Annotated in this window: 20 protein-coding genes; 10 read left to right on the top strand and 10 right to left on the bottom strand. The window is 70.3% G+C overall.

Annotation, left to right across the window (positions count from 1 at the left end; translation table 11 throughout):
• Nucleotide 1 precedes the first annotated feature (1 nt).
• Nucleotides 2-784: a transglutaminase-like domain-containing protein gene (locus tag QBJ89_RS03910; RefSeq protein ID WP_277979239.1), complete on the bottom strand. Its 783-nt coding sequence runs from the start codon at nucleotides 782-784 to the stop codon at nucleotides 2-4.
• A gap of 105 nt (nucleotides 785-889) precedes the next feature.
• Nucleotides 890-1630: a Bax inhibitor-1/YccA family protein gene (locus QBJ89_RS03905; protein WP_277979238.1), complete on the bottom strand. Its 741-nt coding sequence runs from the start codon at nucleotides 1628-1630 to the stop codon at nucleotides 890-892.
• 122 nt (nucleotides 1631-1752) lie between these two features.
• On the opposite strand from QBJ89_RS03905, the gene thpR reads away from it, so the two are divergent.
• The gene (thpR, locus tag QBJ89_RS03900; protein WP_277979237.1) at nucleotides 1753-2298 is read left to right on the top strand and encodes an RNA 2',3'-cyclic phosphodiesterase; all 546 of its coding nucleotides are present in this window, start codon (nucleotides 1753-1755) and stop codon (nucleotides 2296-2298) included.
• A gap of 9 nt (nucleotides 2299-2307) precedes the next feature.
• Here thpR and QBJ89_RS03895 read toward each other — a convergent pair whose 3' ends face one another.
• The 4 genes from QBJ89_RS03895 to QBJ89_RS03880 all read right to left on the bottom strand — a co-directional run bounded on the left by QBJ89_RS03895 (nucleotide 2308) and on the right by QBJ89_RS03880 (nucleotide 7656).
• On the bottom strand, nucleotides 2308-3108 hold the full coding sequence (locus QBJ89_RS03895) for a transglutaminase family protein (protein WP_277979236.1): 801 nt from the start codon (nucleotides 3106-3108) through the stop codon (nucleotides 2308-2310).
• On the bottom strand, nucleotides 3108-4043 hold the full coding sequence (locus tag QBJ89_RS03890; RefSeq protein ID WP_277979235.1) for an alpha-E domain-containing protein: 936 nt from the start codon (nucleotides 4041-4043) through the stop codon (nucleotides 3108-3110). The genes QBJ89_RS03895 and QBJ89_RS03890 overlap by 1 nt, the downstream gene beginning before the upstream one ends.
• On the bottom strand, nucleotides 4043-5545 hold the full coding sequence (locus QBJ89_RS03885; protein WP_277979234.1) for a circularly permuted type 2 ATP-grasp protein: 1503 nt from the start codon (nucleotides 5543-5545) through the stop codon (nucleotides 4043-4045). The genes QBJ89_RS03890 and QBJ89_RS03885 overlap by 1 nt, the downstream gene beginning before the upstream one ends.
• A gap of 89 nt (nucleotides 5546-5634) precedes the next feature.
• Nucleotides 5635-7656 carry a protein-disulfide reductase DsbD family protein gene (locus QBJ89_RS03880; protein ID WP_431522506.1) on the bottom strand — a complete coding sequence of 674 codons (2022 nt, stop codon included), beginning with the start codon at nucleotides 7654-7656 and terminating at the stop codon, nucleotides 5635-5637.
• Nucleotides 7657-7705: 49 nt separating this feature from the next.
• Between QBJ89_RS03880 and QBJ89_RS03875 the strand changes: the two genes are divergently transcribed.
• The gene (locus QBJ89_RS03875) at nucleotides 7706-9349 is read left to right on the top strand and encodes an alkaline phosphatase family protein (protein WP_277979233.1); all 1644 of its coding nucleotides are present in this window, start codon (nucleotides 7706-7708) and stop codon (nucleotides 9347-9349) included.
• Between the two features lie 174 nt (nucleotides 9350-9523).
• On the opposite strand, the gene cutA is transcribed toward QBJ89_RS03875, so the two are convergent.
• The 3 genes from cutA to QBJ89_RS03860 form a co-directional block, all read right to left on the bottom strand.
• On the bottom strand, nucleotides 9524-9727 hold the full coding sequence (cutA, locus tag QBJ89_RS03870) for a divalent cation tolerance protein CutA (RefSeq protein ID WP_277979232.1): 204 nt from the start codon (nucleotides 9725-9727) through the stop codon (nucleotides 9524-9526).
• A 109-nt stretch (nucleotides 9728-9836) separates the two neighbouring features.
• Nucleotides 9837-10925, bottom strand: coding sequence for an NAD(P)/FAD-dependent oxidoreductase (locus QBJ89_RS03865; protein WP_277979231.1), 1089 nt, complete (start codon nucleotides 10923-10925; stop codon nucleotides 9837-9839).
• The gene (locus QBJ89_RS03860; RefSeq protein WP_347342815.1) at nucleotides 10922-11845 is read right to left on the bottom strand and encodes an alpha/beta hydrolase; all 924 of its coding nucleotides are present in this window, start codon (nucleotides 11843-11845) and stop codon (nucleotides 10922-10924) included. Before QBJ89_RS03860 ends, QBJ89_RS03865 begins: the two co-directional genes overlap by 4 nt.
• Between QBJ89_RS03860 and QBJ89_RS03855 the strand changes: the two genes are divergently transcribed.
• The 8 genes from QBJ89_RS03855 to QBJ89_RS03820 all read left to right on the top strand — a co-directional run bounded on the left by QBJ89_RS03855 (nucleotide 11832) and on the right by QBJ89_RS03820 (nucleotide 19696).
• Nucleotides 11832-12374: an A24 family peptidase gene (locus QBJ89_RS03855; protein ID WP_347342814.1), complete on the top strand. Its 543-nt coding sequence runs from the start codon at nucleotides 11832-11834 to the stop codon at nucleotides 12372-12374. The genes QBJ89_RS03860 and QBJ89_RS03855 overlap by 14 nt on opposite strands.
• A 49-nt stretch (nucleotides 12375-12423) precedes the next feature.
• On the top strand, nucleotides 12424-13452 hold the full coding sequence (cpaB, locus tag QBJ89_RS03850) for a Flp pilus assembly protein CpaB (protein WP_277979229.1): 1029 nt from the start codon (nucleotides 12424-12426) through the stop codon (nucleotides 13450-13452).
• A 1-nt stretch (nucleotide 13453) separates the two neighbouring features.
• A complete protein-coding gene (locus tag QBJ89_RS03845; RefSeq protein ID WP_277979228.1) occupies nucleotides 13454-15193 on the top strand; it encodes a type II and III secretion system protein family protein in 1740 nt (579 codons plus the stop codon).
• An 11-nt stretch (nucleotides 15194-15204) separates the two neighbouring features.
• Nucleotides 15205-15837 carry a CpaD family pilus assembly lipoprotein gene (locus QBJ89_RS03840; protein ID WP_277979227.1) on the top strand — a complete coding sequence of 211 codons (633 nt, stop codon included), beginning with the start codon at nucleotides 15205-15207 and terminating at the stop codon, nucleotides 15835-15837.
• A gap of 1 nt (nucleotide 15838) precedes the next feature.
• Entirely contained in the window at nucleotides 15839-17116 is a 1278-nt protein-coding gene (locus QBJ89_RS03835; protein WP_277979226.1) for an AAA family ATPase, read from the top strand.
• 28 nt (nucleotides 17117-17144) lie between these two features.
• Nucleotides 17145-18119: a type II secretion system F family protein gene (locus tag QBJ89_RS03830; RefSeq protein WP_277979225.1), complete on the top strand. Its 975-nt coding sequence runs from the start codon at nucleotides 17145-17147 to the stop codon at nucleotides 18117-18119.
• 1 nt (nucleotide 18120) lies between these two features.
• The gene (locus QBJ89_RS03825; RefSeq protein ID WP_277979224.1) at nucleotides 18121-19116 is read left to right on the top strand and encodes a type II secretion system F family protein; all 996 of its coding nucleotides are present in this window, start codon (nucleotides 18121-18123) and stop codon (nucleotides 19114-19116) included.
• 112 nt (nucleotides 19117-19228) lie between these two features.
• Complete coding sequence (locus QBJ89_RS03820) at nucleotides 19229-19696, top strand: hypothetical protein (RefSeq protein ID WP_277979223.1); 468 nt, start codon at nucleotides 19229-19231, stop codon at nucleotides 19694-19696.
• Between the two features lie 140 nt (nucleotides 19697-19836).
• Here the strand turns inward: QBJ89_RS03820 and ppdK are convergent, their stop codons facing one another.
• Nucleotides 19837-22503 carry a pyruvate, phosphate dikinase gene (gene ppdK, locus QBJ89_RS03815; protein ID WP_277979222.1) on the bottom strand — a complete coding sequence of 889 codons (2667 nt, stop codon included), beginning with the start codon at nucleotides 22501-22503 and terminating at the stop codon, nucleotides 19837-19839.
• Between the last annotated feature and the right edge of the window lie 61 nt (nucleotides 22504-22564).

Raw genomic sequence — 22564 nt, 5'->3', positions numbered from 1 at the left:
ATCAATCCGCCAGCCGCTCGACGCGCACGGTCTGCGTCCACAGGTTGGCGGTGCCGAACACGGTCATGAAGGCGATGTCGGTAGCGTCGCGGCCGACGGTCACCATTGCCATCTCGTCGGCGCGCGCCATGCCGGTGGCATCGACCAGGTGCCAGCTGCCATCGAGCCACAGTTCGGCGACGGCGTGAAAGTCGGGGGGATCGACGCCGGGCGCGTAGACCGCGACGCAGCGCGCCGGGATCTCGGCCGCGCGCGCGAGTGCGACGAGCAGGTGCGCATAGTCGCGGCAGACCCCCCGCCCGGCCGCGAAGGTCTCCATCGCCGAGGTGCGAGAGTCAGTATCGTTGCCGTCGTAGCGTAGGTGCCCACGCACGAAGTCGGCGAGCGCGAGTGCCAGCGCGCCGCCGCTCAGCCCTGCGAAGCGGCGACGGACGAGATGCTCGAAACGGTTCGACTCGCAGTAGCGGCTCGGCAGCAGGTAGGGGATCGTCGCGGCGGGCAGCGACGTGACCGGCGTCGCGGATAGCGCGGCAAGGTCGAGCGCGGCACGGTCGATCGCCACCACCGCCTCGTAGCGCGCCACGAGCCGACCCTCGCCGCGTGCCCAGCAGCGTTGCCCGATCTCCTCCTCGCCTGCCACCGCGCGGATGGGATGATTCGACTCGATCACCAGCGCCTGCGACTCGAGCCGTTGCGCCGGCAGCGCCGCGGCCTCGATCTGGAGCAACACGTCGGCCGGCTCCGGAAAGCCGTAATCGAGTAGAACTTGAATGGAGAGGCGCATGGGACGGGTCTCCGGCCCGCGACCGCGAACCCACAAGAAGAGGGGCCCAGCGGTCGCCCGCCGAGCCCCTTCGTAACGCTGCCGATCGCGGATCGGCTACGCGGCTCAGTCGCGATTGCCGCCGAACAGCCGCAGGATGAAGAGGAACATGTTGATGAAATCGAGATACAGGCTGAGCGCCGACATCACCACCGCTTTGCCGACCATCTCGGGGCCATAGCCCGCGACCTGGTAGTACAGGCTCTTCGTACGCTGCGTGTCATAGGCGGTCAGGCCAGCGAAGAGCAGCACGCCGACGAGCGAGATCATCAGGCCGAGCGGGCCCGAGTTCACGAACAGGTTGATCAGGCTGGCAACGATCAGGCCGACCAGACCGATGATCAGGAACGTGCCGAACGCCGAAAGGTCGCGCTTCGTCGTGTAGCCGTAGAGGCTCAACGCGGCGAAGCCGGCCGCGGTCGCTGCGAACGCCTGCGCGATCGCGACGGGCGAGTAGACGAAAAAGATCGACGAGAGCGACAGACCCATCGCCACCGCGAAGCCCCAGAACATCGCTTTGAGCGTCGGGGTCGAGAATTTGCCCTGCCCGAAGCTCATCGCGAAGACGAAACCGAGCGGCAGCAGCGCGATCACCCAGCGCAACGGCGACTGGAACGCGGCCTGGGCATAGCCCGACAGCGCGAACGCCAGCGCGACGATGCCGGTGAGCAGCACGCCCGACGCCATGTAATTGTACACGGACAGCATGTACGACCGCAGCCCGGCGTCGAACGCCGCGTCGCGGGTGCCCGAAGCGGTTCCGCCGAACGCGGCGGCGGAGGGCCGGGGATCGGACCAGTTGGCCATTGTCTCAAAACTCCTTCGCCCGGCACTCATGCCGGTTGGGACGAATATCGCCGCGCCCTGTTTCCTTTTCAAGGAACGTGCTCCCCATTCCGACGACAGCAACCGTTCGTTACAGAGATTTCATGCACCGCCTGTTCGTCGCTTTGCGCCCTCCGCCGGCGATCCGCGCCGCGCTGCTCGCCACGATGGAGGAGGGCGTCGCGGGCGTGCGCTGGCAGGACGACGAGCAGCTTCATCTCACGCTGCGCTTTATCGGCGAGGTCGCGCGCCCCCAGGCCGAGGACATCGCCACCGCGCTCGCCGGCGTGATGGCGCCGGTGCCGACGGTGCGGGTCGAAGGCGTCGGCGCCTTTGACCAGCGCGGGCGGGTGGACACCTTGTGGGCGCGGATCGTGCCCGCCGAGCCGCTGGCCGCGCTCCACCGCAAGGTCGATCAGGTGCTGAACCGCGCTGCGGTAGCGCCCGACCAGCGCCGCTACCTGCCCCATATCACGCTCGCGCGGCTGGCGCGTCGCGGCGCCCACCCGGCCGCGGTGGCGCGCTGGACCGAGGCGCATGCGGCGCTCAGCACACCCGACTTCCGGCTCGAGCATCTGCTGCTCTGCGAGAGCCATCTCACCGCCGCGGGCGCGCGCTACGAGGCGGTGGCGCGCTGGCCGCTGGGATGAACCACCGCTTTATTCCTGCGCGCTGACCTGCACCTCGACCTCGAGGCACTCGCGCCCCTCGCCGAGTCGCGAGCCCGCCACCGGCGACGAGCCGGTCGCATCGAGCGCGACCGCGACCCGGACATGATGCTCCTCGGGCGACTCGCCCAGCGTCGGATCGAAACCGATCCAGCCGAGATCGTCGACCCAGGCCTCGGCCCATCCGTGCGGCGTGACGCGGCGGCCGTCCTGCAGGTCGCAATAGCCGGTGACGTAGCGCGCCGGCACCGCCAGCGCGCGCGCCGCCGCGACGAACAGCTGCGCCAGGTCGCGCGGCGTCGCGCTCGCGCGCGCGAAGGCGTCGGTCGCGGTGAGGCCGGGATCGGGACGCTCGGACGAGACCGTGAACCGCTCGTGCAGCGCGCGGTTGAGCGCGTGCAGCGCCGGGATCGGCGCGGCGCCGCCGACCGCGGATCGCGCGAAATCCTCGATCGCCGCGTCGGCTACGGTCGTCGGGGTCGCGCGCAGGTACAGCGCGGGCGGGAGCGGCTCGAAGGTGCCGTGGAGCACGCCGCGCGAGCTGCTCGTCACCACCTCGCCCGCCACCGCGATCTCAATGCCGTCGAGCGGCCCCTCGGCGTAGAGCATCGTGGTCCGATTGCCGAAGCCGTCGCGATGCTCGCGCAGCCGCGCGTCGCAGTCGACCGAGATGTGCCACTCGGCGACGGTCTGGTCGTGGCTGTTGCGCGGCGTCATGCGCAGCAGCTGGACGACCCGCGCTTGCGGGGCGGTGAAGCGATAGCTCGTACGATGCTCGATCGAGAGGCGCATCAGGCGAACTTGAACTGCCGGCCGATCGCGACGTGCAGGTGCGCGTTCTCGGTGATCACGGCCTGGAGGTGCTGGTGCAGCCCGGCGCTGATCACGTCGCTGGTGCGCGTGCGCGCGATCCGCGCCGAGCGCGTGCGGGCCATCCGGTCCGCCTCCCCCTGGGTTCCGCTCGAGCGCGCCAGGCCGGTGAGCGCGGTGACGGTCTCCTCGGTCGCGGCGGCGACGCTGCGCGGCAGCTCGCCGCGGCTGAGCAGCAGGTCGATGACGTTCGCCGGCGCGAGCCCGTCGCTGTAGAGCCAGCGGTACGCGGTCACCGCCGAGACGGTCTGAAGGATCGTGGTCCATTGGTCACGGTCGACCGTGCCGCCGACCGGCTCGCCCGCGGGCAGCAGCAGGTGGTATTTGACATCGAGCAGCCGCGCGGTGTTGTCGGTCCGCTCCACCGCCTGGCCGAGCCGGATAAACAGGGTCGTCTGGTTGCGCAGCATACGATGCACCGCCCCCTCGAAGCCGCGCGTCTCCGCCTTGACCGAGTCGACCAGCGCCAGCGTCGTCGCGGGGTCGAGCCGCGCGACGCGCTGGTCGAACAGCAGCCAGGCACCGTTGATCGCCTGCCACGCCTCGCGGCTGAGCGCGGTGCGCACCGCCCGGGCGTTGTCGCGCGCCATGCCGACGCAGCGCAGGATCGAGCCGGGGTGACCGGGATCGGCGAGCAGGAAGCGCGCCACCTCCTCGCGCGTCAGCTCACCCCCGACGGCGACGAAAGCGGGCTCGGTCTCGGTCACCGCCAGCGCCGAGCGCCACGCGTCCTCGCCCGCGGGGCGGGTGGAGAGCACGTCGAGCCGCAGCGTCGCCTCGACGAGCCGCGCGATGAAGTCGGCGCGCTCGACGTAGCGGCCGAGCCAGTAGAGCGAGGCGGCGGTGCGGCTGAGCATCAGCCCTGCCCGCCGAGCGTCTGGGTCATGCCGCCCATCGTCTGGGTGCCGGCCGACTGGGACATTGTCGGCGCCCCGGGCATCAGCACGAAGCTGTCTTTCGTGCCGCCGCCCTGCGACGAGTTGACCACCAGCGAGCCCTCGCGCAGCGCGACGCGGGTGAGCCCGCCGGGCACCACCTGCACCCCGCGCGCGCCGCTCAGCACGAAGGGACGAAAGTCGACGTGGCGCGGCGCGACCCCCTGCTCCACCAAGGTCGGCACGGTGGAGAGCGCCAGCGTCGGCTGCGCGATGTAGCGATGCGGCTCGGCCACCAACGCGGCGCGGAAGCGCTCGATCTCCGCCTTGGAAGCGGTCGGCCCGACCAGCATGCCGTAGCCGCCCGAGCCGTCGACCAGCTTGACGACCAGCTCGTCGAGATGGTCGAGCACGTAGCGGAGCGCCTCGGGCTCGCGGCAGCGCCACGTCTCGACGATCGGCAACTTGGCTTCGCCACCCGAGTAGAAGCGCACGATCTCGGGCATGTAGCTGTAGATCGCCTTGTCGTCCGCGATGCCATTGCCGGGCGCGTTGATGATTGCGACATTGCCCGCGGCATAGGCTGCGATCAGCCCGGGCACGCCGAGGAGCGATTCGGGGCGGAACACCAGCGGATCGAGGAAGTCGTCGTCTACGCGGCGATAGATCACGTCGACCTTCACGCGCCCGGCAATCGTGCGCATGTAGACGAGGTCGTCGTCGACCACGAGGTCGGCCGCCTCGACCAGCTCGATCCCCATCGAGTCGGCGAGAAAGCTGTGCTCGTAATAGGCCGAGTTATAGTGGCCGGGGGTGAGCAGGACGCAATTGGGATGCTGCCCGCTGCCCCGCGGTGCGACTGACTTCATCGTCTCGAGCAGCATGTCGGGGTAGCTGTCGACCGCGGCGACGCGAAATTTGGCAAAGAGTTCGGGGCACAGCCGCACCATCGCCTCACGGTTCTCGAGCATGTAGCTCACCCCCGAGGGTGTGCGCGCATTGTCCTCGAGCACGTAGAATTGATCCGGTCCGGTGCGCACCAGGTCGATGCCGCAGATATGCGCCCAGACGTCGTGCGGCGGGCGGATGCCCGCGATCTCGGGGCGGAACTGCGGGTTGCCGAGGATCAGGTCGGCGGGGAGCACGCCTTCCTTGAGGATGCGGCGCTCGCCATAGATGTCGACCAAGAAGGCGTTGATCGCCTCGACGCGCTGCACCAATCCCTCGGACAGGCGCGCCCATTCGTCAGCAAGGAACACGCGCGGCACGATGTCGAACGGGATGATGCGCTCGCTCGCCTCACTCTCGCCGTAGACCGCGAAGGTGATGCCGAGTTGGCGGAAGGTAACTTCGGCGGAGCGTTGGCGGCGTCGCAACTCATCGGACGGCGTCTCGTCGAGCCAGCGACACAAGTCCGCCAGCTCGGGGCGTGCGCCGTCCCGATCGGCCGCCCCCATGATTTCGTCGAACGCCGCTGTCCCCATCTACCCCCGTCAACGCATGAGCCGAGATTTCGCCCCATGCTGGCGAAGTTGGTTGCGCTGCACAAGCGGCATATCGCAGCCGATCCGGCTCAGCGCTCCACCGGCAGTGAAGCGAGCATCCCGCTCGTGAGCACCTGCGGCAGCACGCGTGGGGTGCCGGTGCCCGGCTTGTACCAGAGGTAAAGCGGCACGCCGGCGCGGTTGTGCGCCTCGATGAAGCGGCCGAGCACCGGGTCGCCGTCGGTCCAGTCACCCACCAGCACCGCCACCCTGCCCGCTTTGAACGCGGCGGCGGTCGTGGCGGTCTCGATCGCGACCTTCTCGTTGACCTTGCAGGTGAGGCACCAGTCGGCGGTGAAGTAGGCGAACACCGGCCTCCCCTCGGCCCGCAGCGCGGCAAGCCGCGCCTCGCTGAACGGCTCCGCGCCGGGCAGCCCCGTCACCGCGCTGGCGCCGCTCGCCGCCGGCCGCACCAGCGCGACACCGCCGAGCGCGAGCAGCAGCGCGAGGCCAGCGGGCCACCACGCTGCGCCGCGGCCGGCGTGCTGGCGCAGTCCGGTCCACCACAGGCCGACCGCGGCGAGCAGGGTCGCGGCAAGCCCCAGCGTCATCCCGTCCACCCCGGCCTGACGCCCCAGCACCCAGGCGAGCGCGAGCGCGGTCAGCCACATCGGCAGCGACAGGATGCGCCGTAGCCGCGTCATCCACGCGCCCGGCCGCGGCAGCCGGGCGCGCAGCGCGGGCACGAAGCCGATCAGCAGGAAGGGCAGCGCGATCCCCAGCCCCAGCCCGGCGAACACCGCCAGCGCCGCCGCGGCGGGCAGCACCAGCGCGGCCCCGAGCGCGGCGCCCATGAACGGTCCGGTGCACGGCGTCGCCACGAAGGCCGCCAGCGCCCCGGTCGCGAACGCCCCCGCCGCCCCACTCTTGGCAGCGAACTGGGGTGTGGGCAGTTCGAACAGCCCGGCGAGATTGAGGGCGACCGCGGTGACGAGCAGCAGCAGCGCGCCGATCACGCGCGGGTCCTGTAACTGGAACGCCCAGCCGGCGCTCGATCCCGCCGCGCGCAGCGCCAGCAGCCCCGCGCCAAGGCCGACGCACACCAGCAGCACGCCCGCAGTATAGGCCAGCGCCTCGTGCCGCGCATGTGCCGCGCTCTCGCCCGAGCGTGCGAGGCCGAGCGCCTTCAGGCTGAGGATGGGGAAGACGCACGGCATCACGTTGAGCAGCAACCCGCCCAGCACCGCCCCAGCGAAGGCGACGAGCGCGGTCGCGAGCATCCCATCGCCGCACGGCGCCGCGACCGTGCCCGGCCGCGCGGTGAGCGCCAGCCCGTCGCTCTCGCCGATCGCCAGCACGCCCGTGATCTCGCCCGTCACCGGCTGGGCCGCAGCCTTGGTCTCCACCGTCAGCGTGTCGCCGTCGCGCGTGACGGTCTGCGGCGCGGCATAATCGACCATGCCGCCACCCGCCGGGTAGAACCAGACGCCGCTCGCGGGCGCGTCCGCCGGCAACGGTACGGCGAGGCGGAAGCGGTCGCCCGTGCGCTGCCACGTCGCGGGCGTCGAGAGCGGACGCGGCAGCGCGCGGCGCCAGCCGTCGAAGGCGGCGCGACGCGCGGGATCGATCGCGCCGTCGCCCACGGTCAGGTCGAGCGTGAGCGTCTGCTTCTCGGGGACGCAGATCTCCGCGGTGCAGACGAGATAGTCGAGCTTGGCGACGAGCGGCAGCCGCGTGCCCGGTGCCAGCCCCGCGGGGACGCGCAGCGTGGTCAGCAGCGCCCAGGGCTTCTCGTAGACATAGTTCATCAGCCCCGCGATCAGCAGCCGCGACGGCACCGGATAGTCGAGCTCGCCCGCGCGCGCGCCCACCGGCAACGTCCAGGTCACTCGAGTCGGTACGCCCGCATCGCCGGGATTGCGCCAATAGCCGTGCCATCCCGGCTGCGGTACGGCGCGGAACGCCAGCGCCACCTCGCTGCCAGCGGCGGGCCGGTCGCTCTCCGCCACCAGCGCCAGCGCGACATGGCGCGCGGGCTGCGCGAACGCACCGCTCCCGGCCAGCAGTGTCACGAGGATGAAAAGCGCCACGCGCACAGCTTGCCTGACCATCGGACGCGGACCATAGCCGCGGTCGCTCCCGCATGCATCAAGGTTGGCCATGAAATCGCTCCTCCTCGCTTTGCTCGCCACCGCCGCCGCCATCCCCGCGACCGCGCAGACCGCCGCCCCAGCCGCGCCGGCGACCACCGCAGTCCCGCGCACGCCGCCCAAGCTGATCGTCGCGATCTCGGTCGACCAATTTTCCGCCGACCTGTTCGCCCAATATCGCAACCATTTCACCGACGGCATGGCGCGGCTGCTGACCGGTGTGGTATTCCCCTCGGGCTATCAGAGCCACGCGGCCACCGAGACCTGCCCGGGCCACTCGACCATCCTGACCGGCATGCGCCCGGCACATACCGGGATCATCGCCAACAACTGGCTCGACCAGAAGGTCGGCCGGGCCGACAAGACGGTCTACTGCGGCGAGGACGAGCGCGCCGGCGGCGACCACGAGCATTACACGCCCTCCGATCTCCACCTGAAGGTGCCGACGCTCGGCGACATGATGAAGCGTGCCAACCCGCAGTCCCGCGTCGTCGCGGTGGCGGGCAAGGATCGCGCAGCGATCATGATGGGCGGCCACACCACCGACCAGATCTGGTTCTGGGGCGGGCAGAAATTCATCTCGCTCGCGGGCCGGCAAGAGCCCGCTGTGGTGACCCGCGCCAATGCCGCGGTGGGTGCGCTGCTCGCGAGGCCGCAGGAGGCGCTGCCGCTGCCCGGATACTGCAAGACGCTGTCGCGCCCGATCGTGGTCGGCGCCCAGACGCTCGGCACCGGACGGTTCGAGCGTGCCGCAGGCGATGCCAAAGCGTTCCGTGCCTCGCCCGCGCTCGACGGCGCGGTGTTCGCGCTCGCAGCCGCGATGATCGAGGACATGAAGCTCGGCCGCGGCCCCGCCACCGACCTGATCGCGGTCGGCGCCTCGGCGACCGACTATGTCGGCCACTCGCTCGGCACGCAGGGTGCGGAGATGTGCATCCAGATGGCGCAGCTCGACGAGTCGATCGGCGGCTTCCTCGCCGAAATCGATCGCACCGGCGTCGACTATGAGGTGGTCCTCACCGCGGACCACGGCGCACACGACATGACCGAGCGCCAGCAGCAGCGCGCGATGCCGATGGAGCAGCATGTCGCACCCGAGGCGTCGGCGACGACGATCGGCGCCGCGATCGGCCGCGATCTCGGCATCTCGGGACCCGTGCTGCTCGGGCCTGAGGGTGACGTCTACCTCGCCGACTCGGTGCCCGCGGCGAAGCGCGCGCAGGTGCTGGCGGAGGCGAAGAAGCGCTTCCTCGCGCAGCCGCAGGTCGCCGCCGCGTTCACGCGCGACGAACTCGCCGCCACCCGCATGGCGACCACCCCGCCCGAGACCTGGACGCTGATCGAGCGCGCGCGCGCCTCGTTCGATCCGGACCGTTCGGGCGACCTGACCGTGCTGCTGCGCCCGCGCGTCACCACGATCAAGGCGCCGGGGCCGGGCTATGTCGAGACTCACGGCAGCCCGTGGGACTATGACCGCCGCGTGCCGATCCTGTTCTGGCGCAAGGGGATGGCCGGGTTCGAGCAGCCGCTCTCGGTGGAGACGGTCGACATCGCGCCGACGCTGGCGGCGACGATCGGCCTGAAGGTGAGCGGCCTCGACGGCCGCTGCCTCGATCTCGACGCGGCTGCGGGCGACACCTGCCCGGCAGGATGAGGTCAGGCGATCGGCTGGAGCGCGATCCCGTTCCGTTGGCGTCATCCTGAGCTCGTCTCAGGATCCACTGTTCCGCGAAGGCCGCACGCTTCGACCTTGCGGCTCAGTGGATCCTGAAACAAATTCAGGATGACGTAGCATGTTGGTGGTGAGAGGGGCGCCGCAGCGGCCAGCCTACCCCTCCTCCTCCCCAAGCCACACCGAGCGATCCCCGCCCGCCGCGACGATCGGCTGCGCCAAAATCTCGAGCACGGCGTAGCTGTGTAGCTCACACATGCACGCCGCGACCGCGTCGAAGCGGCGCGACAGCGTCTTGGCGGTAAGCAGCGACTCGTCGTCGCGCTGGGTCTCGCCCTCCCAACGATAGACGCTCTCCACTGCGCTGAGCTGGACTCATGCGGCGAGGCGGCGATCGACCAGCGCGTTTGGCGATGATCCGCGCCTGGTTACGCCCGGCGCGGGCGCGACTGATGGTGATCGCCCCCGCTCATCGCGTGAACCGCTGCGGCGCATAACGTACCGCGTCGATCGTCGCCGGCGGCGTGTCGCCGAGCAGCAGCGCGGCGCCGACCGCCGCCGCTGCGGGCGCGGTCTGTATGCCGAAGCCGCCTTGCCCGGCGAACCAGAAGAAGCCCGGCTCGGCGAAGCCATACACCGGCAGCCGGTCGGGCGCGAACGAGCGAAGCCCCGCCCAGCTGCGCTCGACGCGGCGGACGCGCCAGTCGACCGCCGCCTCGAAGCGGTCGATCGCCACCGCGACGTCGAGCTCCTCCGCTGCGACGTCGTGCGGGGCGACCGGATGTTCGTCATGGGGGCTCAGCCACAGCCGCCCGCCCGCCTCGGGCTTGAAGTAGAAGCCGCCGCCGGCATGGATCACGAACGGCGTCGCAGCAGGCACCGGCGGGTCGGTGGCGAGCTGCGCGACGGTGCGACGATACGGGCTGATGCCGAGCGGGCGCGCGCCGGCGAGGTGCGCGACCGGATCGGCCCAGGCGCCAGCAGCGTTGACCAAGACCGCGGCGCGCGCCTCGCGCCCGTCGGCGAGCGTCAGTCGCCAGCCGGAACCCAGCCGCTCCGCCGCGGCGAGTCGGGCCGCGGTCAGCAGCGTCGTCCCCGTGCGCCGCGCCGTACCAAGATAATCACCGTGGAGCCGCGCGGCGTCGATATAGGCGCAGCTCGGCTCGCGGACGCCAAGCGACCAGTCGTCGCGCAGCCCCGGCACGAGCGGGCGCGGGTCGACCGCGGTCAGCTCGACGCTGCTGCCATCGAACTCGGCGAGCAGCGCGTCGATCGCGCGCGCGTCCTCGGTCCGCCCGACATGCACCGCGCCGAGCGGGTCGAGGTAGCCGCCCGCACGCAGCGCCGCCTCCGACCCGGTGGTGAGCGGCTGGATCGCGGGGCCACCGTAGGTCTCGGACCAGAAAGCGGCGGAGCGACCGGTGGCGTGATAGCCTGGCTGGTCCTCGCCTTCGAGCAGCAGGACACGCGCCCGATCGCCGATCGCCGCGGCGAGGCTCGCCCCCGCGATTCCCGCGCCGACGATGGCGATGTCCGCGGCGAGAACGTCCGCGCTCACGCGGCATGCTCGGCGAGGAACGAGTCGATCGCGGCGAACGCGCGGTCGCGCACGGCGTCGCGCTCGCGCAGCAGCTCGTGCGCCGCACCGTCGCCGAAGCGTACCAGCGTGGCGCGTTTCAGCCGCGCCGCCACGCGGCGGGACGCGCGCGCATCGACCAGCCGATCGCCGTCGGCGACCAGCAGGAGCACCGGCACGTCGAGCTTGGCCAGCGCCGGGTCCCGCCTTAGCCGCGCGGTGGCGGCGAAGGCCTCGTCGAGCCACGCCCAGCTCGGCGGGCCGAGCCGCAGCGTGGGGTCGTGCTCATACCACCAGGCCTCGTCGGCGTAGCGCGCCTGGTCCCCGGTGAGCAGTCGCTGGCGCTCGGCGAGCCCAGGGCGCTCGTTCTTCCACGCCGCGCGCGCGGGATCGCCGCGCCGCCGCATCAGGTGAGCGACCAACCCGCCGAGCCAAGCCCCAACCGGCGAGGCCAGCCCGAGCATCGGCGCCACCAGCACCGCCGCGCGCGGCCGGATCGCGCCGTCGAGCAGCGCGCGCAGCGCGAGGTAACCCCCCATCGAATGGCCGACGATCACATGCGGCGGCGGCATCGTCGCGACCCAGTCGCGCCACTGATCGGTGAGGTCTGTCAGCCAGGGCGCAAAATCATCGCAATGGCCGACCTGCGCGTCGGCGCTCAGCCGCCCCGAACCGCCCTGCCCGCGCCAGTCGAACGCCGCGACGCTCCATCCCTGTGCGTGCCAGTGAGCGAACGACTCGAGATATTTCTCGAACACGTCGGCCCGCCCCGTCTGGAACAGGATCGTGCCGCGCCCGTCGCCTGGCCACTCGAACCGGCGCAGCGGCCATCCGTCGGCGGCGCGCGCGGTAGCGACTCGCGCCTCGGCGGGGATCAGGCGGCGGTTCATGGTCTCCAGCATCATCCCGATCATGGTTACGGTTTCTCAAACCCTGTCGTCTAGCACCGCCGATATGGGTCAATCTCTCCTCGCCTGGCTGCTCCCCGCGATCATGGGGGCGCTGCTGCTCTCCGCCGGCGTGGAGGATGCGCGCGTGCGCGAGATCGCCAACTGGAAGAACGCGGCGATCGCGCTGCTGGCGCCGGTCTGGTGGTGCATAATCGGGCTCTCTCCGTGGCCCGAGATGGCGCTGCAACTCGGTGTTGCCCTCGTGGTATTCGCGCTGTTCATCGGCGCCTTCGCGATCGGGCAGATGGGCGGCGGCGACGTCAAGCTGATCGGCGCGCTGTCGCTGTGGCTGCCGCCGATGCGCCTGCTGGACACACTTCTGGTCATGTCGGTGCTGGGCGGCGTGCTCACGCTCGTTTTCGTGATCGAGCGTCGCTGGAAGCCGAGCGAGACCGCGGTCGAGGTGCCGTACGGCGTCGCGATCGCAGTGGCGGGACTAATCTCGTTAACCGAACCGCTTCTTAACCAATTCCGCCCATAATTTACATGAAGTTGGCGCCGGTTGGCGCACGCAGAGGATGCTTTCCCCGATGGACAGTCGCAAGCTCATCATGCTGGTCGGCGCGCTCGTGGTCGCAGTGGTGACCGCGGTCGCCGCGCGGACGTTGGTCGCCGGCGCCGCGGCGCCCGAGGCAGCCGCGGTCGCCGCACCGGCCGCGCCCGTGGTCGACGGCCCCGAGGTGCTCGTTGCCACCCGCGCCTTGCCCGTCGGCACCATCCTCGACGCCACCGCGCTGAAGTTCCAGCCCTGGCCCAAGGAGCTGGTGGAAAACGCCTATTTTCAGAAAGACCAGACCGATCTGGCGAAACTGCTCGGCACCGTCGTACGGCTGCCGGTCACCGCCGGCCAGCCGGTGACGCAGGGTCAGTTGGTCAAGCCCGGCGATCGCGGCTTCCTCGCGGCGGCGCTGGGCGCGGGCATGCGCGCGGTCACCGTGCCGGTGTCGGCGCAGACGTCGGTCGCCGGCTTCGTCTTCCCGGGTGACCATATCGACCTGATCCTCACCCAGTCGGTCGACGGCGGCGGCGACGGCCCGCCGCTCAAGGCGAGCGAGACGGTGATCCGCAACCTGCGCGTGCTCGCCACCGACCAGCGCACCGGCGACCAGAAGGACGCGAACGGCAACACGATCGTGCAGACCTTCTCGAACGTGACGGTCGAGGCGACCCCGAAGATTGCCGAGCAGATCGCGGTGGCGCAGACGATCGGCACGCTGTCGCTGTCGCTGCGCTCGATCGCGGACAATGCCTCCGAGCTGGACCAGGCGATCGCCTCGGGCGCGATCAGCCCCGGCGACGCCAAGGACCCGAAGGCCGAGGAGGCGATGCTCAGCCGCCTGGCCAATACGCCGCAGGCGGGCGACAGCACCTATGCGGTCGGCGCCGACGTGTCGCGCTTCCAGCGTCGCACCGTGCCGGCCAAGTCGGCCGCGCCGGCGGGGCCGGTGGTCCCCGGCGCCCCGATCGCCGCCGGCGCCGCGCCGTCGCCCGCCACGCCGATGGTGCGGATCGCACGCGGCAACAACGTCACCGAAGTCTCCGTCGCAGGGAAGAACTGAGATGCGCCTCCACTCCCTCCTCGCGCGCGGTGTCGCGCTGGCCGCGCTGGCCGGCGTCGCGCTGCCCCCGGCGGGCGCCGCCCCCGCGACCCGCCGCAACGTCTCCGCGAGCGCGGCGGCGACCGGCCGGCCGGCGCGCGCCGGCCTTCCCCCCGCGGGCGTCGCCAAGCCGACGGTCGAGAAGTGGTTCTCGATCGGCGAGGGCGAGCTGATCACCTTGCCTTCGACCGTCAGCGAGGTGTGGACCTCCAACCCCGAGACCGCCGACGTTTACGTCGCCAACCCGCGGCAGATCCACCTGTTCGGCAAGGCGTTCGGCGAATCGACGGTGTTCGCGACCGATCGCAGCGGCGCCGTGATCTTCTCCGCCAGCGTCCATGTCGCGCAGAACTCGACCTCGATCGACCGCATGATGAAGGCGGCGATGCCGGGGGCGGACATCCACATCACCCAGGTCGGCCAGATCGCCGTGCTCAACGGCACTGTCGACTCCCCCGCCGATGCCGAGCAGGCGCAGCGGCTGGTGGCGGGGCTGCTCAACCCGGGCGTGGACGCCAGCGCGGAGAATGCGGTGCTGAAGATCGGCGTGGTCAACCGGCTGCGTACCGCGACGCCACTACAGGTCAATCTGCAGGTCAAGTTCGCCGAGGTGAGCCGCTCGTTCCTGAAGAATTTCGGAAACAACTTCATCACTCGCGACAAGAGCGGCGGCTTCACCTTCGTTGGTCAGTCGGGGCGTAATCCGGGTAGTATCTCCAACCTCGACACGTCCAACCTGCCGACCCTCGACGCCTCGTCGCTCTACGGCCTCCCCGCGGGCTCGATCTCGCTGCCGTTCGACCCGGTCAAGCGCCAGTTCGTCACCGGCGGCTCGCAGTTCAGCACCACCAAGGACAATAGCGGCACGCGCACGACCCTGGGCCTGGCCGGACGTCTGCTCGGCATGGACGTGCTATCCGCGATCGACCTCGGCGAAACGATGGGCCAGGTGACGACGCTCGCCAACCCGAACCTCACTGCGCTATCGGGCGAGACCGGCACCTTCCTGGCAGGCGGCGAGATCCCGATCCCGGTGAGCCAGGCACTCGGCACCACCACGATCGAGTACAAGCAGTTCGGCGTCAGCCTCGCCTACACGCCGACGGTGATGTCCGACGGGCGCATCTCGCTGCGCGTCCGCCCGGAGGTGTCGCAGCTCGACTATGCCAATGCCGTGACGGTCGGCAGCGGTCGCGTCCCCGCGCTCACCACGCGGCGCGCCGAGACGACGGTCGAGCTCGGCTCGGGCCAGAGCTTCATGATCGCGGGCCTTATGCAGAACACGCACAACAACACATACGACAAGACACCGGGCATCGCCGATCTGCCGGTGATCGGCGCGCTGTTCAAGTCGAACGGCTTTCAGCGCAACGAGACCGAGTTGGTGATCGTGATCACGCCGTATCTGGTGAAGCCGGTCAACGGCAACGACATCAAGCTGCCGACCGACAGCTATCGCGCGCCGAGCGATCTCGAGCGCGTGTTCGTCGGCTCGCTGGAAGGCGGCAACCGCGCCGCCGATCGGCCGAAGCCGGTAATGCAGGCGCCCACTCCTTCGGCCGCTCCGGCGGTCGGCGCGGTCGCGCCCGCTCCGCTCCTCCCGAGCCCCGCCGCTCCGACCGAGGCGCCCGCCGACCGCAAGGCGGTCAAGCCGTCGAACCGCAAGGCCGCGGCGCCAGCGCCCGGCTTCTCGATCAACTGAGGTCCCAGACGATGCTTCACCGCCCGCTCCTCCTCACCGCGCTCGCGCTCGCGGTGCCGCTCGCCGGCTGCAACAGCTATCGCGGCGTCGAGTCGATCCACCAGCCGGTGGTGTCGCGCAGCGACTATGCGCTGGACGTGCAGACGACCCCGGCCGGCCTCGCTTCGGGTGAACCGGAACGGCTGCGCGGCTGGCTCGACGCGCTGCGCGTGAGCTATGGCGACATCGTCACGCTCGACCAGGGCGGCACCGAGAACGACGGCGCGCGCGCCGATGTCACCGCCATCGCCGGTCGCTACGGCCTGCGCCTCGCCGAGGCGGCGCCGCTCGCCGGCGCCGCGGTCGCACCGGGCACCGCACGGGTCACGGTGAGCCGCACCACCGCGGCGGTGACGAGCTGCACGCCGCAGAGCAACCGCGGCATCCTCAACTTCGACTCGCATACCAGCGGCGATTACGGCTGCGCCGTCAACGGCAATCTCGCCGCGATGGTGGCCAATCCGAGCGATCTGGTGCGCGGCGTGGCCGACAGCGGCGGCTATGACAATGTGACCGGCGGCAAGGCCGTCTCTGCTCGCCGACGCGCCGCGCTCACAGGTGGCGGAGGTGCCGCGGTCAAATCCGAGTCGACGGGAGGCAAGTGAGATGAACGCACCCTGGAAGCCCGGCGTCGCCGGCAGCCGCGCACCCTTCCTGGCCTTTGCCTGCGACGATGGCTCGGTCGAGGCGTTGCGCCCGATCGCGGCCGAGCTCGGCTGGCCGACAGAGAACGTCTACAAGGGCGGACTGCGCAACGCGGTGCAGACGCTCTCGGTGACGTCGAGCCCGCACGTGCTCTTCGTCGACCTCGCCGAGTCGAGCGACCCGCTCGGCGACATCAACGGGCTCGCCGAGGTCTGCGAGCCCGGCACGATCGTGATCGCGGCGGGCCAGGTCAACGACGTCAGGCTGTACCGCGACCTGCTCGCCAGCGGCATCCACGACTATCTGCTCAAGCCGCTGCACCCCGATGCGGTGCGCGACGCGTTCGGCCAGGCGCAGGCGATGCTCAACGCGCCCAAGCCGGTCGAGGTCTCGCTCGACCGCCCGCACTGCTCGGTGGCGGTGATCGGCAGCCGCGGCGGCGCGGGTGCCTCCACCATCGCCACCTCGCTGGCATGGCTGATGAGCGAGCGCGGCAAGTGCGCCACCGCCCTGCTCGATCTCGACGTGCATTTCGGCACCGGCGCGCTCGCGCTGGATCTCGAACCCGGCCGCGGCCTCACCGACGCGATCGAGAATCCCAGCCGCATCGACGGCCTGTTCATCGAGCGCGCCATGGTGCGCGCGTCGGACAAGCTGTCGGTGCTCTCGGCCGAGGCGCCGATCAGCGCACCGGTGATCACCGACGGCGCCGCTTTTTACCAGTTGCAGGAGGAGATGCGCGCCGCCTTCGAGGCGACGGTGATCGACCTGCCGCGATCGATGCTGGTGCAGCACCCGCACCTGCTCGCCGACGTCAACGCCGCGGTGCTGGTGACCGAGTTGACGCTCGCGTCGGCACGCGACTCGATCCGGCTGCTGTCATACCTGCGCAGCAACGCGCCGCAGGTGCAGGTGACGGTGCTCGCTAATCGCGTCCACACCGGCGCGCAGCCCGAGATCTCGCGCAAGGACTTCGAGGGCTCGATCGAGCGCAAGATCGACCTAGTCGTTCCCTTCGACCAGAAGCTGGCAGCGCAGGCGGCCAAGCTGGGCAAGCCGCTCGCCGAGGCGGGCAAGGCGAGCAAGACCATCGCGCCGCTCGCCGACCTCGCCGACCAACTGCTGCGCAGCGCCGAAGACGGCGAGATGCCGTCGGGCTCGTCGCGCGGCGGCTCGCTGATGTCCAAGTTCGCCGACCTCAAGGGACTGATCCCCAAGAAGACGGCCAAGGCGAAGTGACCGCCCGCCCGATCGCCCCGGAGCCGCCATGCCGATCCTGCCGCTGATCCTGCTCTTCGCCGGCGCCGCGCTGACGCTGCTGCTGCTCGTCACCGCGCTCGCCGGCCCGTCGACGAACAAGGCGACGACGCGCCGGCTCGCTGCGCTGCGCGAGCGCCACACTGCCTCGCCGATCAACGCCATCGAGGCGCAGATGCGCCGGATCACCGGTAAAAGCGCGACCCGCGCCGACCTCGCCGCGATGCGGCTGCTGCCCAACGTGGCGCAGTTGCAGAAGCGGTTGTCGATGACGGGAAAGAGCTGGACGGTGGGCCATTACGGCGGCGCCACGGTCGGCGTCGCCGTGGTGGTGGCGTTGCTGCTGCTGCTGAAGGGCATGCCGCTGCTGCTCGCGCTGTTCCTCGGTGTCGCGCTGGGCGGTCTGGTGCCGCATCTCGCGGTCGGCATGCTGATCAAGCGCCGCATCGCCGGCTTCACCGCGAAGTTCCCCGACGCGATCGAGCTGCTGGTGCGCGGCCTGCGCTCGGGCTTGCCGATCTCGGAGACGATGCAGGTGGTCGGCGCCGAGGTGCCGGGACCGGTCGGCGACGAGTTCCGCTCGGTATCCGACAAGATGAAGATCGGTCGCGCAATGGACGTCGCCTTGCAGGAAACCGCCGACCGCCTCGGCACCCCGGAGTTCCAATTCTTCGTCATCACCATCGCCATCCAGCGCGAGACCGGCGGCAACCTCGCCGAGACGCTGCAGAATCTCGCCACGGTGCTGCGCCAGCGCGGGCAGATGAAGCTGAAGATCAAGGCGATGTCGTCCGAGTCCAAGGCCTCGGCCTATATCGTCGGCTCGCTGCCCTTCCTCGTCTTCGGCGTGATCTACACAATCAATGCGCCCTACATGCTCAACTTCTTCGCCGATCCGCGGCTGATGGTGGCGGGTGGCGGCGGACTGATCTGGATGGGGATCGGCGCCTTCATCATGGCCAAGATGGTGAGCTTCGAGATCTGATATGGAACCTGTGCACGCCACCTTCTTCGGCATCGACGTGGTCTGGGCCGCGACCTTGCTCTCCGGCATCGCCGCCGCCGCGGTGTTCGTCGCGATCTACGCCGCGCTTGGCGTCCGCGACCCGATGAGCAAGCGCGTGCGCGCGCTCAACGATCGGCGCGAGCAGCTCAAGGCGGGAATCACCGCCTCGACGAGCAAGCGCCGCGCCAAGCTCGTCCAGAAGAACGAGGCGGCCGACCGGATGCGCAGCTTCCTGTCGTCGCTGCGCGTGTTGCAGGACGAGCAGCTCAAGGTCGCGCAGCGCAAGCTGATGCAGGCTGGCATCCGCAAGAAGGAATGGGCGGTCGGGGTCATCTTCGGCCGGCTGGCGCTGCCGATCGTCTTCGGCGGCCTGATGATCGTCTACGTCTACCTGCTCGACGGCTTCCCTGACTGGAGCGCGCTCAAGCGCTACGGCCTCGTCGCCTCGACGCTGGTGCTCGCCTACAAGGCGCCCGACCTGTTCCTGAAGAACAAGATCAACAAGCGCAGCGACGCGATCCGCAAGGGCCTGCCCGACGCGCTCGATCTGCTGGTGATCTGCGCCGAGGCGGGCCTCACCGTCGACGCCGCATTCCACCGCGTCTCGCGCGAGCTCGGCAAGGCCTATCCCGAGCTGGGCGAGGAGTTCGCGCTCACCGCGATCGAACTGGGCTTCCTCACCGACCGCCGCCAAGCGTTCGAGAATCTCGCGATGCGGGTCGATCTCGACGCAGTGCGCGGCGTGGTGACGACGATGATCCAGACCGAGAAATACGGCACCCCGCTGGCCAGTGCTTTGCGCGTGCTGTCGGCCGAGTTCCGCAACGAGCGGATGATGCGCGCCGAGGAGAAAGCCGCGCGGTTGCCCGCGATCATGACGGTGCCGCTGATCCTGTTCATCCTGCCGGTGCTGTTCATCGTCATCCTCGGTCCGGCGGCCTGCTCGCTCAACGACTCCTTCATCAACGCCAAGTGACCTGGCGCGGTGTTCCGGTGCGATCCAGTGCGCCGGAACACCGCGTCGGCGCCGGTCGTTGCTATGTCGTTATGGAGGCGCTGCGGGCGTCTTCAACGGCAGGGAGGATGCCATGCTGTTCACGACGTCGACGCAATATATCGCGCTTGCGGTGGCACTGATCGCGGGCTGGCTGTTCGGATTGGCCAGCCATCCGGGCGGGCGCAAGTGGAAGACACGCTACGCTGCCGAGCGTGATGCGCACGCCGCCACCGCCAAGCGCGTGGCCGAGCTGGAGCGTGATCACGGTCGCCTCGCCGAGCTGGAGCGCGACAACGCGCGGATCGGCGACCTGGAGCGAGAGAACGCCCGTATCGCCGAGCTGGAGCGCGAGAACGAGCGGCTGCGCGCGGCACCGCTCGCGGTGGAGGAGCGAGTCGCTCGCGACGAGCGGCCGATCCTGGGCGACCGGCCGGGCTACGACGAACGCGTGGTGCGCGATGAGCGCGCTTTCCGCGACGAGCGGGATTATCGCGACGAGGGCGTGGTGCCGCGCTCCTCTGCGGCACCGGCGCACCCGACCGACCGCCGCATTATCTGATGGTGAGATCTTCCCCAGTCAGGGGGGGTGGCAGCGCGAAGTGCTGACGGAGGGGTGTCGCGGGCGGCGGGTGTCGACGACAGCTGCGACACCCTCCACCACGCCCAACGGGCGCGGTTCCCCTCCCTTGAAGCGGAGGATCACCTCGCCGCCAGCGCCGCCTGTGCCGCCGCGAGCCGCGCGATCGGCACGCGATACGGCGAGGCGGAGACGTAATCTAGGCCGACCTGCTCGCAGAAGGCGATCGAAGCCGGGTCCCCGCCATGCTCGCCGCAGATGCCGAGCTTGATCCCCGGTCGCGTCGCGCGCCCGCGCTCTGCCGCGAGTGCGACCAGCTCGCCGACGCCCTCGATGTCGAGGCTGACGAACGGGTCGCGCGCGTAGATACCCTGCTCGACGTACGCGCCGAGGAAGCGCGCCGCGTCGTCGCGGCTCACCCCCAAGGTCGTCTGCGTCAGATCGTTGGTGCCGAACGAGAAGAACTCGCCACTCTCGGCGATCTCGCCGGCCTTGAGCGCGGCACGCGGCAACTCGATCATTGTGCCGACCAGATAGTCCACCCGGCGCCCGCGCTCGGCGAACACCGCCTCCGCGGCGCGGTCGACCACCGCCTTCATGAGGTCGAGCTCGCGCTTGGTCGCGACCAAGGGGATCATCACCTCGGGGATCGGCGCCTCCCCGCTCCGTTCCGCCACGTCGAGCGCCGCCTCGAAGATCGCGCGTGCCTGGGTCTCGTAGATCTCGGGATAGGTCACCCCGAGCCGGCACCCGCGATGCCCCAGCATCGGGTTGAACTCGTGCAGCTCGGCCGCGCGCCGGCGGAGCACGTCCACCGCCACCCCCGCCGCCTCGGCGAGCTCGGCGAACTCCTTCTCCTCGTGCGGGAGGAACTCGTGGAGCGGCGGGTCGAGCAGCCGCACCGTCACCGGCAGCCCCGCCATCACCTCGAAGATCGCGGTGAAGTCGGCGCGTTGCGCGGGCAGCAGTTTCTCCAGCGCGGCGCGGCGGCCGCGCTCGTCGGCCGCCAGGATCATCTGGCGCACCGCGGTGATGCGGTCGCTCTCGAAGAACATATGCTCGGTGCGGCAGAGGCCGACGCCTTCGGCGCCGAAGTCGCGCGCCACGCGACAATCCGCCGGGGTCTCGGCATTGGCGCGCACCCTGAGGCGGCGCACGGCGTCGGCCCATACCATCAGCGTACCGAAGTCGCCCGCGAGCTCGGGCTGGATCGTCGCCACCTCGCCCGCCATCACCTCGCCGGTGGCGCCGTCGATCGTCAGCACGTCGCCCTCGCGCAGTTCGCGCCCGCCCACGCGCGCCACCTTGGCACGCGCGTCGATCGAGAGTGCGCCCGCGCCCGAGACGCACGGCCGACCCATGCCGCGTGCCACCACCGCAGCGTGGCTGGTCATCCCGCCGCGCGCGGTGAGGATGCCCTTGGCGGCGTGCATGCCGTGGATGTCCTCGGGGCTGGTCTCGGTGCGCAGCAGGACCACCGCGCGCCCATCCGCGGCCCAGCGCTCGGCGGTGTCGGCGTCGAATACCGCCGCGCCCGAAGCCGCGCCCGGCGAGGCGGGCAGCCCCTTGGTGAGCACGTCGCGCACGGCCGCGGGATCGAGCGTCGGGTGGAGCAACTGGTCGAGCGCGGACGGGTCGACGCGCGCGATCGCCTCTTCGCGCGTGATCAGCCCCTCCTCTGCCATGTCGACCGCGATCTTGAGCGCGGCCTTGGCGGTGCGCTTGCCCGATCGCGTCTGGAGCATCCACAGCACGCCCTGCTGCACCGTGAACTCGATGTCCTGCATGTCGCGATAGTGCGTCTCGAGCGTGTCGAACACGCGCGCGAGCTCGGCGTACACCTCGGGCAGCGCCTCCTCCATCGACAGCGGCTTGGCCCCCGCCCGCTCCCGCGCCGCGCGCGTCAAATATTGCGGCGTGCGGATGCCCGCGACGACGTCCTCGCCCTGCGCGTTGATGAGGAACTCGCCGTAATAAGCGCGCTCGCCGGTCGAGGGATCGCGGGTGAAGGCGACGCCGGTGGCGCTGGTGTCGCCCATGTTGCCGAACACCATCGCCTGGACATTCACCGCGGTGCCCCAGTCGCCGGGGATGTGGTTGAGCCGGCGGTACACTTTGGCGCGCTCCGACTGCCACGAGCCAAACACCGCGCCCACCGCGCCCCACAATTGCTCGTGGACGTCCTGCGGGAAGGCCCGTCCCCACAGCTGCTCGACCAATTGCTTATACTCGCCGACCAGCCCGCGCAGATCGTCCGCCGACAGCTCGGTGTCGAGCGTGTAGCCGCGGTCCTCCTTGGCGATCTCCAGCGCTTCCTCGAAGGCGCCGTGATCGAGCTCGAGCACCACGTCGGCATACATCTGGATGAAACGGCGGTAGCTGTCCCAGGCGAAGCGCGCGTCGCCGCTCGCCGCCGCGAGCCCCTGTACGGTGGCGTCGTTGAGCCCGAGGTTGAGAACGGTGTCCATCATCCCCGGCATCGACACGCGCGCGCCCGAGCGGACCGAGACGAGCAATGGGTCGGCGGCGTCGCCGAAGCGCTTGCCGGTGACACTTTCGATATGCGCGATCCCGGCGGCCACCTCGGCGCGCAGCGAGTCGGGGAAGGTCTCGCCCTCCTCATAGTAACGCGCGCACATTACGGTGGAGATGGTGAAGCCCGGCGGCACCGGCAGGCCGATCGACGCCATCTCGGCAAGGTTGGCGCCCTTGCCGCCGAGCAGGTTCCGATCGCCCGCCTTGCCCTCCGACACCCCGCCGCCGAAGCGATAGACGTATTGGTCGGTCATGCTTCCAAGTCCTTGTTTCGGCGAGGGCGGACGCGCGAATGTTGTGTAAGTTGAGTCGCTG

Origin of the sequence: Sphingomonas phyllosphaerae, assembly GCF_029623345.1 — a bacterium.
GTDB lineage: Bacteria > Pseudomonadota > Alphaproteobacteria > Sphingomonadales > Sphingomonadaceae > Sphingomonas > Sphingomonas phyllosphaerae_C.
This window is presented reverse-complemented; position numbering and strand designations above follow the sequence as displayed.

Excerpts from the sequence above, each read along its gene's own strand:
- ppdK (WP_277979222.1), bottom strand. The coding sequence starts at position 22,503 with ATGACCGACCAATACGTCTATCGCTTCGGCGGCGGGGTGTCGGAGGGC.
- thpR (WP_277979237.1), top strand. The coding sequence starts at position 1,753 with ATGCACCGCCTGTTCGTCGCTTTGCGCCCTCCGCCGGCGATCCGCGCC.
- QBJ89_RS03885 (WP_277979234.1), bottom strand. The coding sequence starts at position 5,545 with ATGGGGACAGCGGCGTTCGACGAAATCATGGGGGCGGCCGATCGGGAC.
- QBJ89_RS03830 (WP_277979225.1), top strand. The coding sequence starts at position 17,145 with ATGCCGATCCTGCCGCTGATCCTGCTCTTCGCCGGCGCCGCGCTGACG.
- QBJ89_RS03875 (WP_277979233.1), top strand. The coding sequence starts at position 7,706 with ATGAAATCGCTCCTCCTCGCTTTGCTCGCCACCGCCGCCGCCATCCCC.
- QBJ89_RS03880 (WP_431522506.1), bottom strand. The coding sequence starts at position 7,656 with ATGGTCAGGCAAGCTGTGCGCGTGGCGCTTTTCATCCTCGTGACACTG.
- QBJ89_RS03835 (WP_277979226.1), top strand. The coding sequence starts at position 15,839 with ATGAACGCACCCTGGAAGCCCGGCGTCGCCGGCAGCCGCGCACCCTTC.
- QBJ89_RS03860 (WP_347342815.1), bottom strand. The coding sequence starts at position 11,845 with ATGCTGGAGACCATGAACCGCCGCCTGATCCCCGCCGAGGCGCGAGTC.
- QBJ89_RS03910 (WP_277979239.1), bottom strand. The coding sequence starts at position 784 with ATGCGCCTCTCCATTCAAGTTCTACTCGATTACGGCTTTCCGGAGCCG.
- QBJ89_RS03905 (WP_277979238.1), bottom strand. The coding sequence starts at position 1,630 with ATGGCCAACTGGTCCGATCCCCGGCCCTCCGCCGCCGCGTTCGGCGGA.
- QBJ89_RS03820 (WP_277979223.1), top strand. The coding sequence starts at position 19,229 with ATGCTGTTCACGACGTCGACGCAATATATCGCGCTTGCGGTGGCACTG.
- QBJ89_RS03845 (WP_277979228.1), top strand. The coding sequence starts at position 13,454 with ATGCGCCTCCACTCCCTCCTCGCGCGCGGTGTCGCGCTGGCCGCGCTG.
- QBJ89_RS03895 (WP_277979236.1), bottom strand. The coding sequence starts at position 3,108 with ATGCGCCTCTCGATCGAGCATCGTACGAGCTATCGCTTCACCGCCCCG.
- cpaB (WP_277979229.1), top strand. The coding sequence starts at position 12,424 with ATGGACAGTCGCAAGCTCATCATGCTGGTCGGCGCGCTCGTGGTCGCA.
- QBJ89_RS03825 (WP_277979224.1), top strand. The coding sequence starts at position 18,121 with ATGGAACCTGTGCACGCCACCTTCTTCGGCATCGACGTGGTCTGGGCC.
- QBJ89_RS03840 (WP_277979227.1), top strand. The coding sequence starts at position 15,205 with ATGCTTCACCGCCCGCTCCTCCTCACCGCGCTCGCGCTCGCGGTGCCG.
- QBJ89_RS03890 (WP_277979235.1), bottom strand. The coding sequence starts at position 4,043 with ATGCTCAGCCGCACCGCCGCCTCGCTCTACTGGCTCGGCCGCTACGTC.
- QBJ89_RS03855 (WP_347342814.1), top strand. The coding sequence starts at position 11,832 with ATGGTCTCCAGCATCATCCCGATCATGGTTACGGTTTCTCAAACCCTG.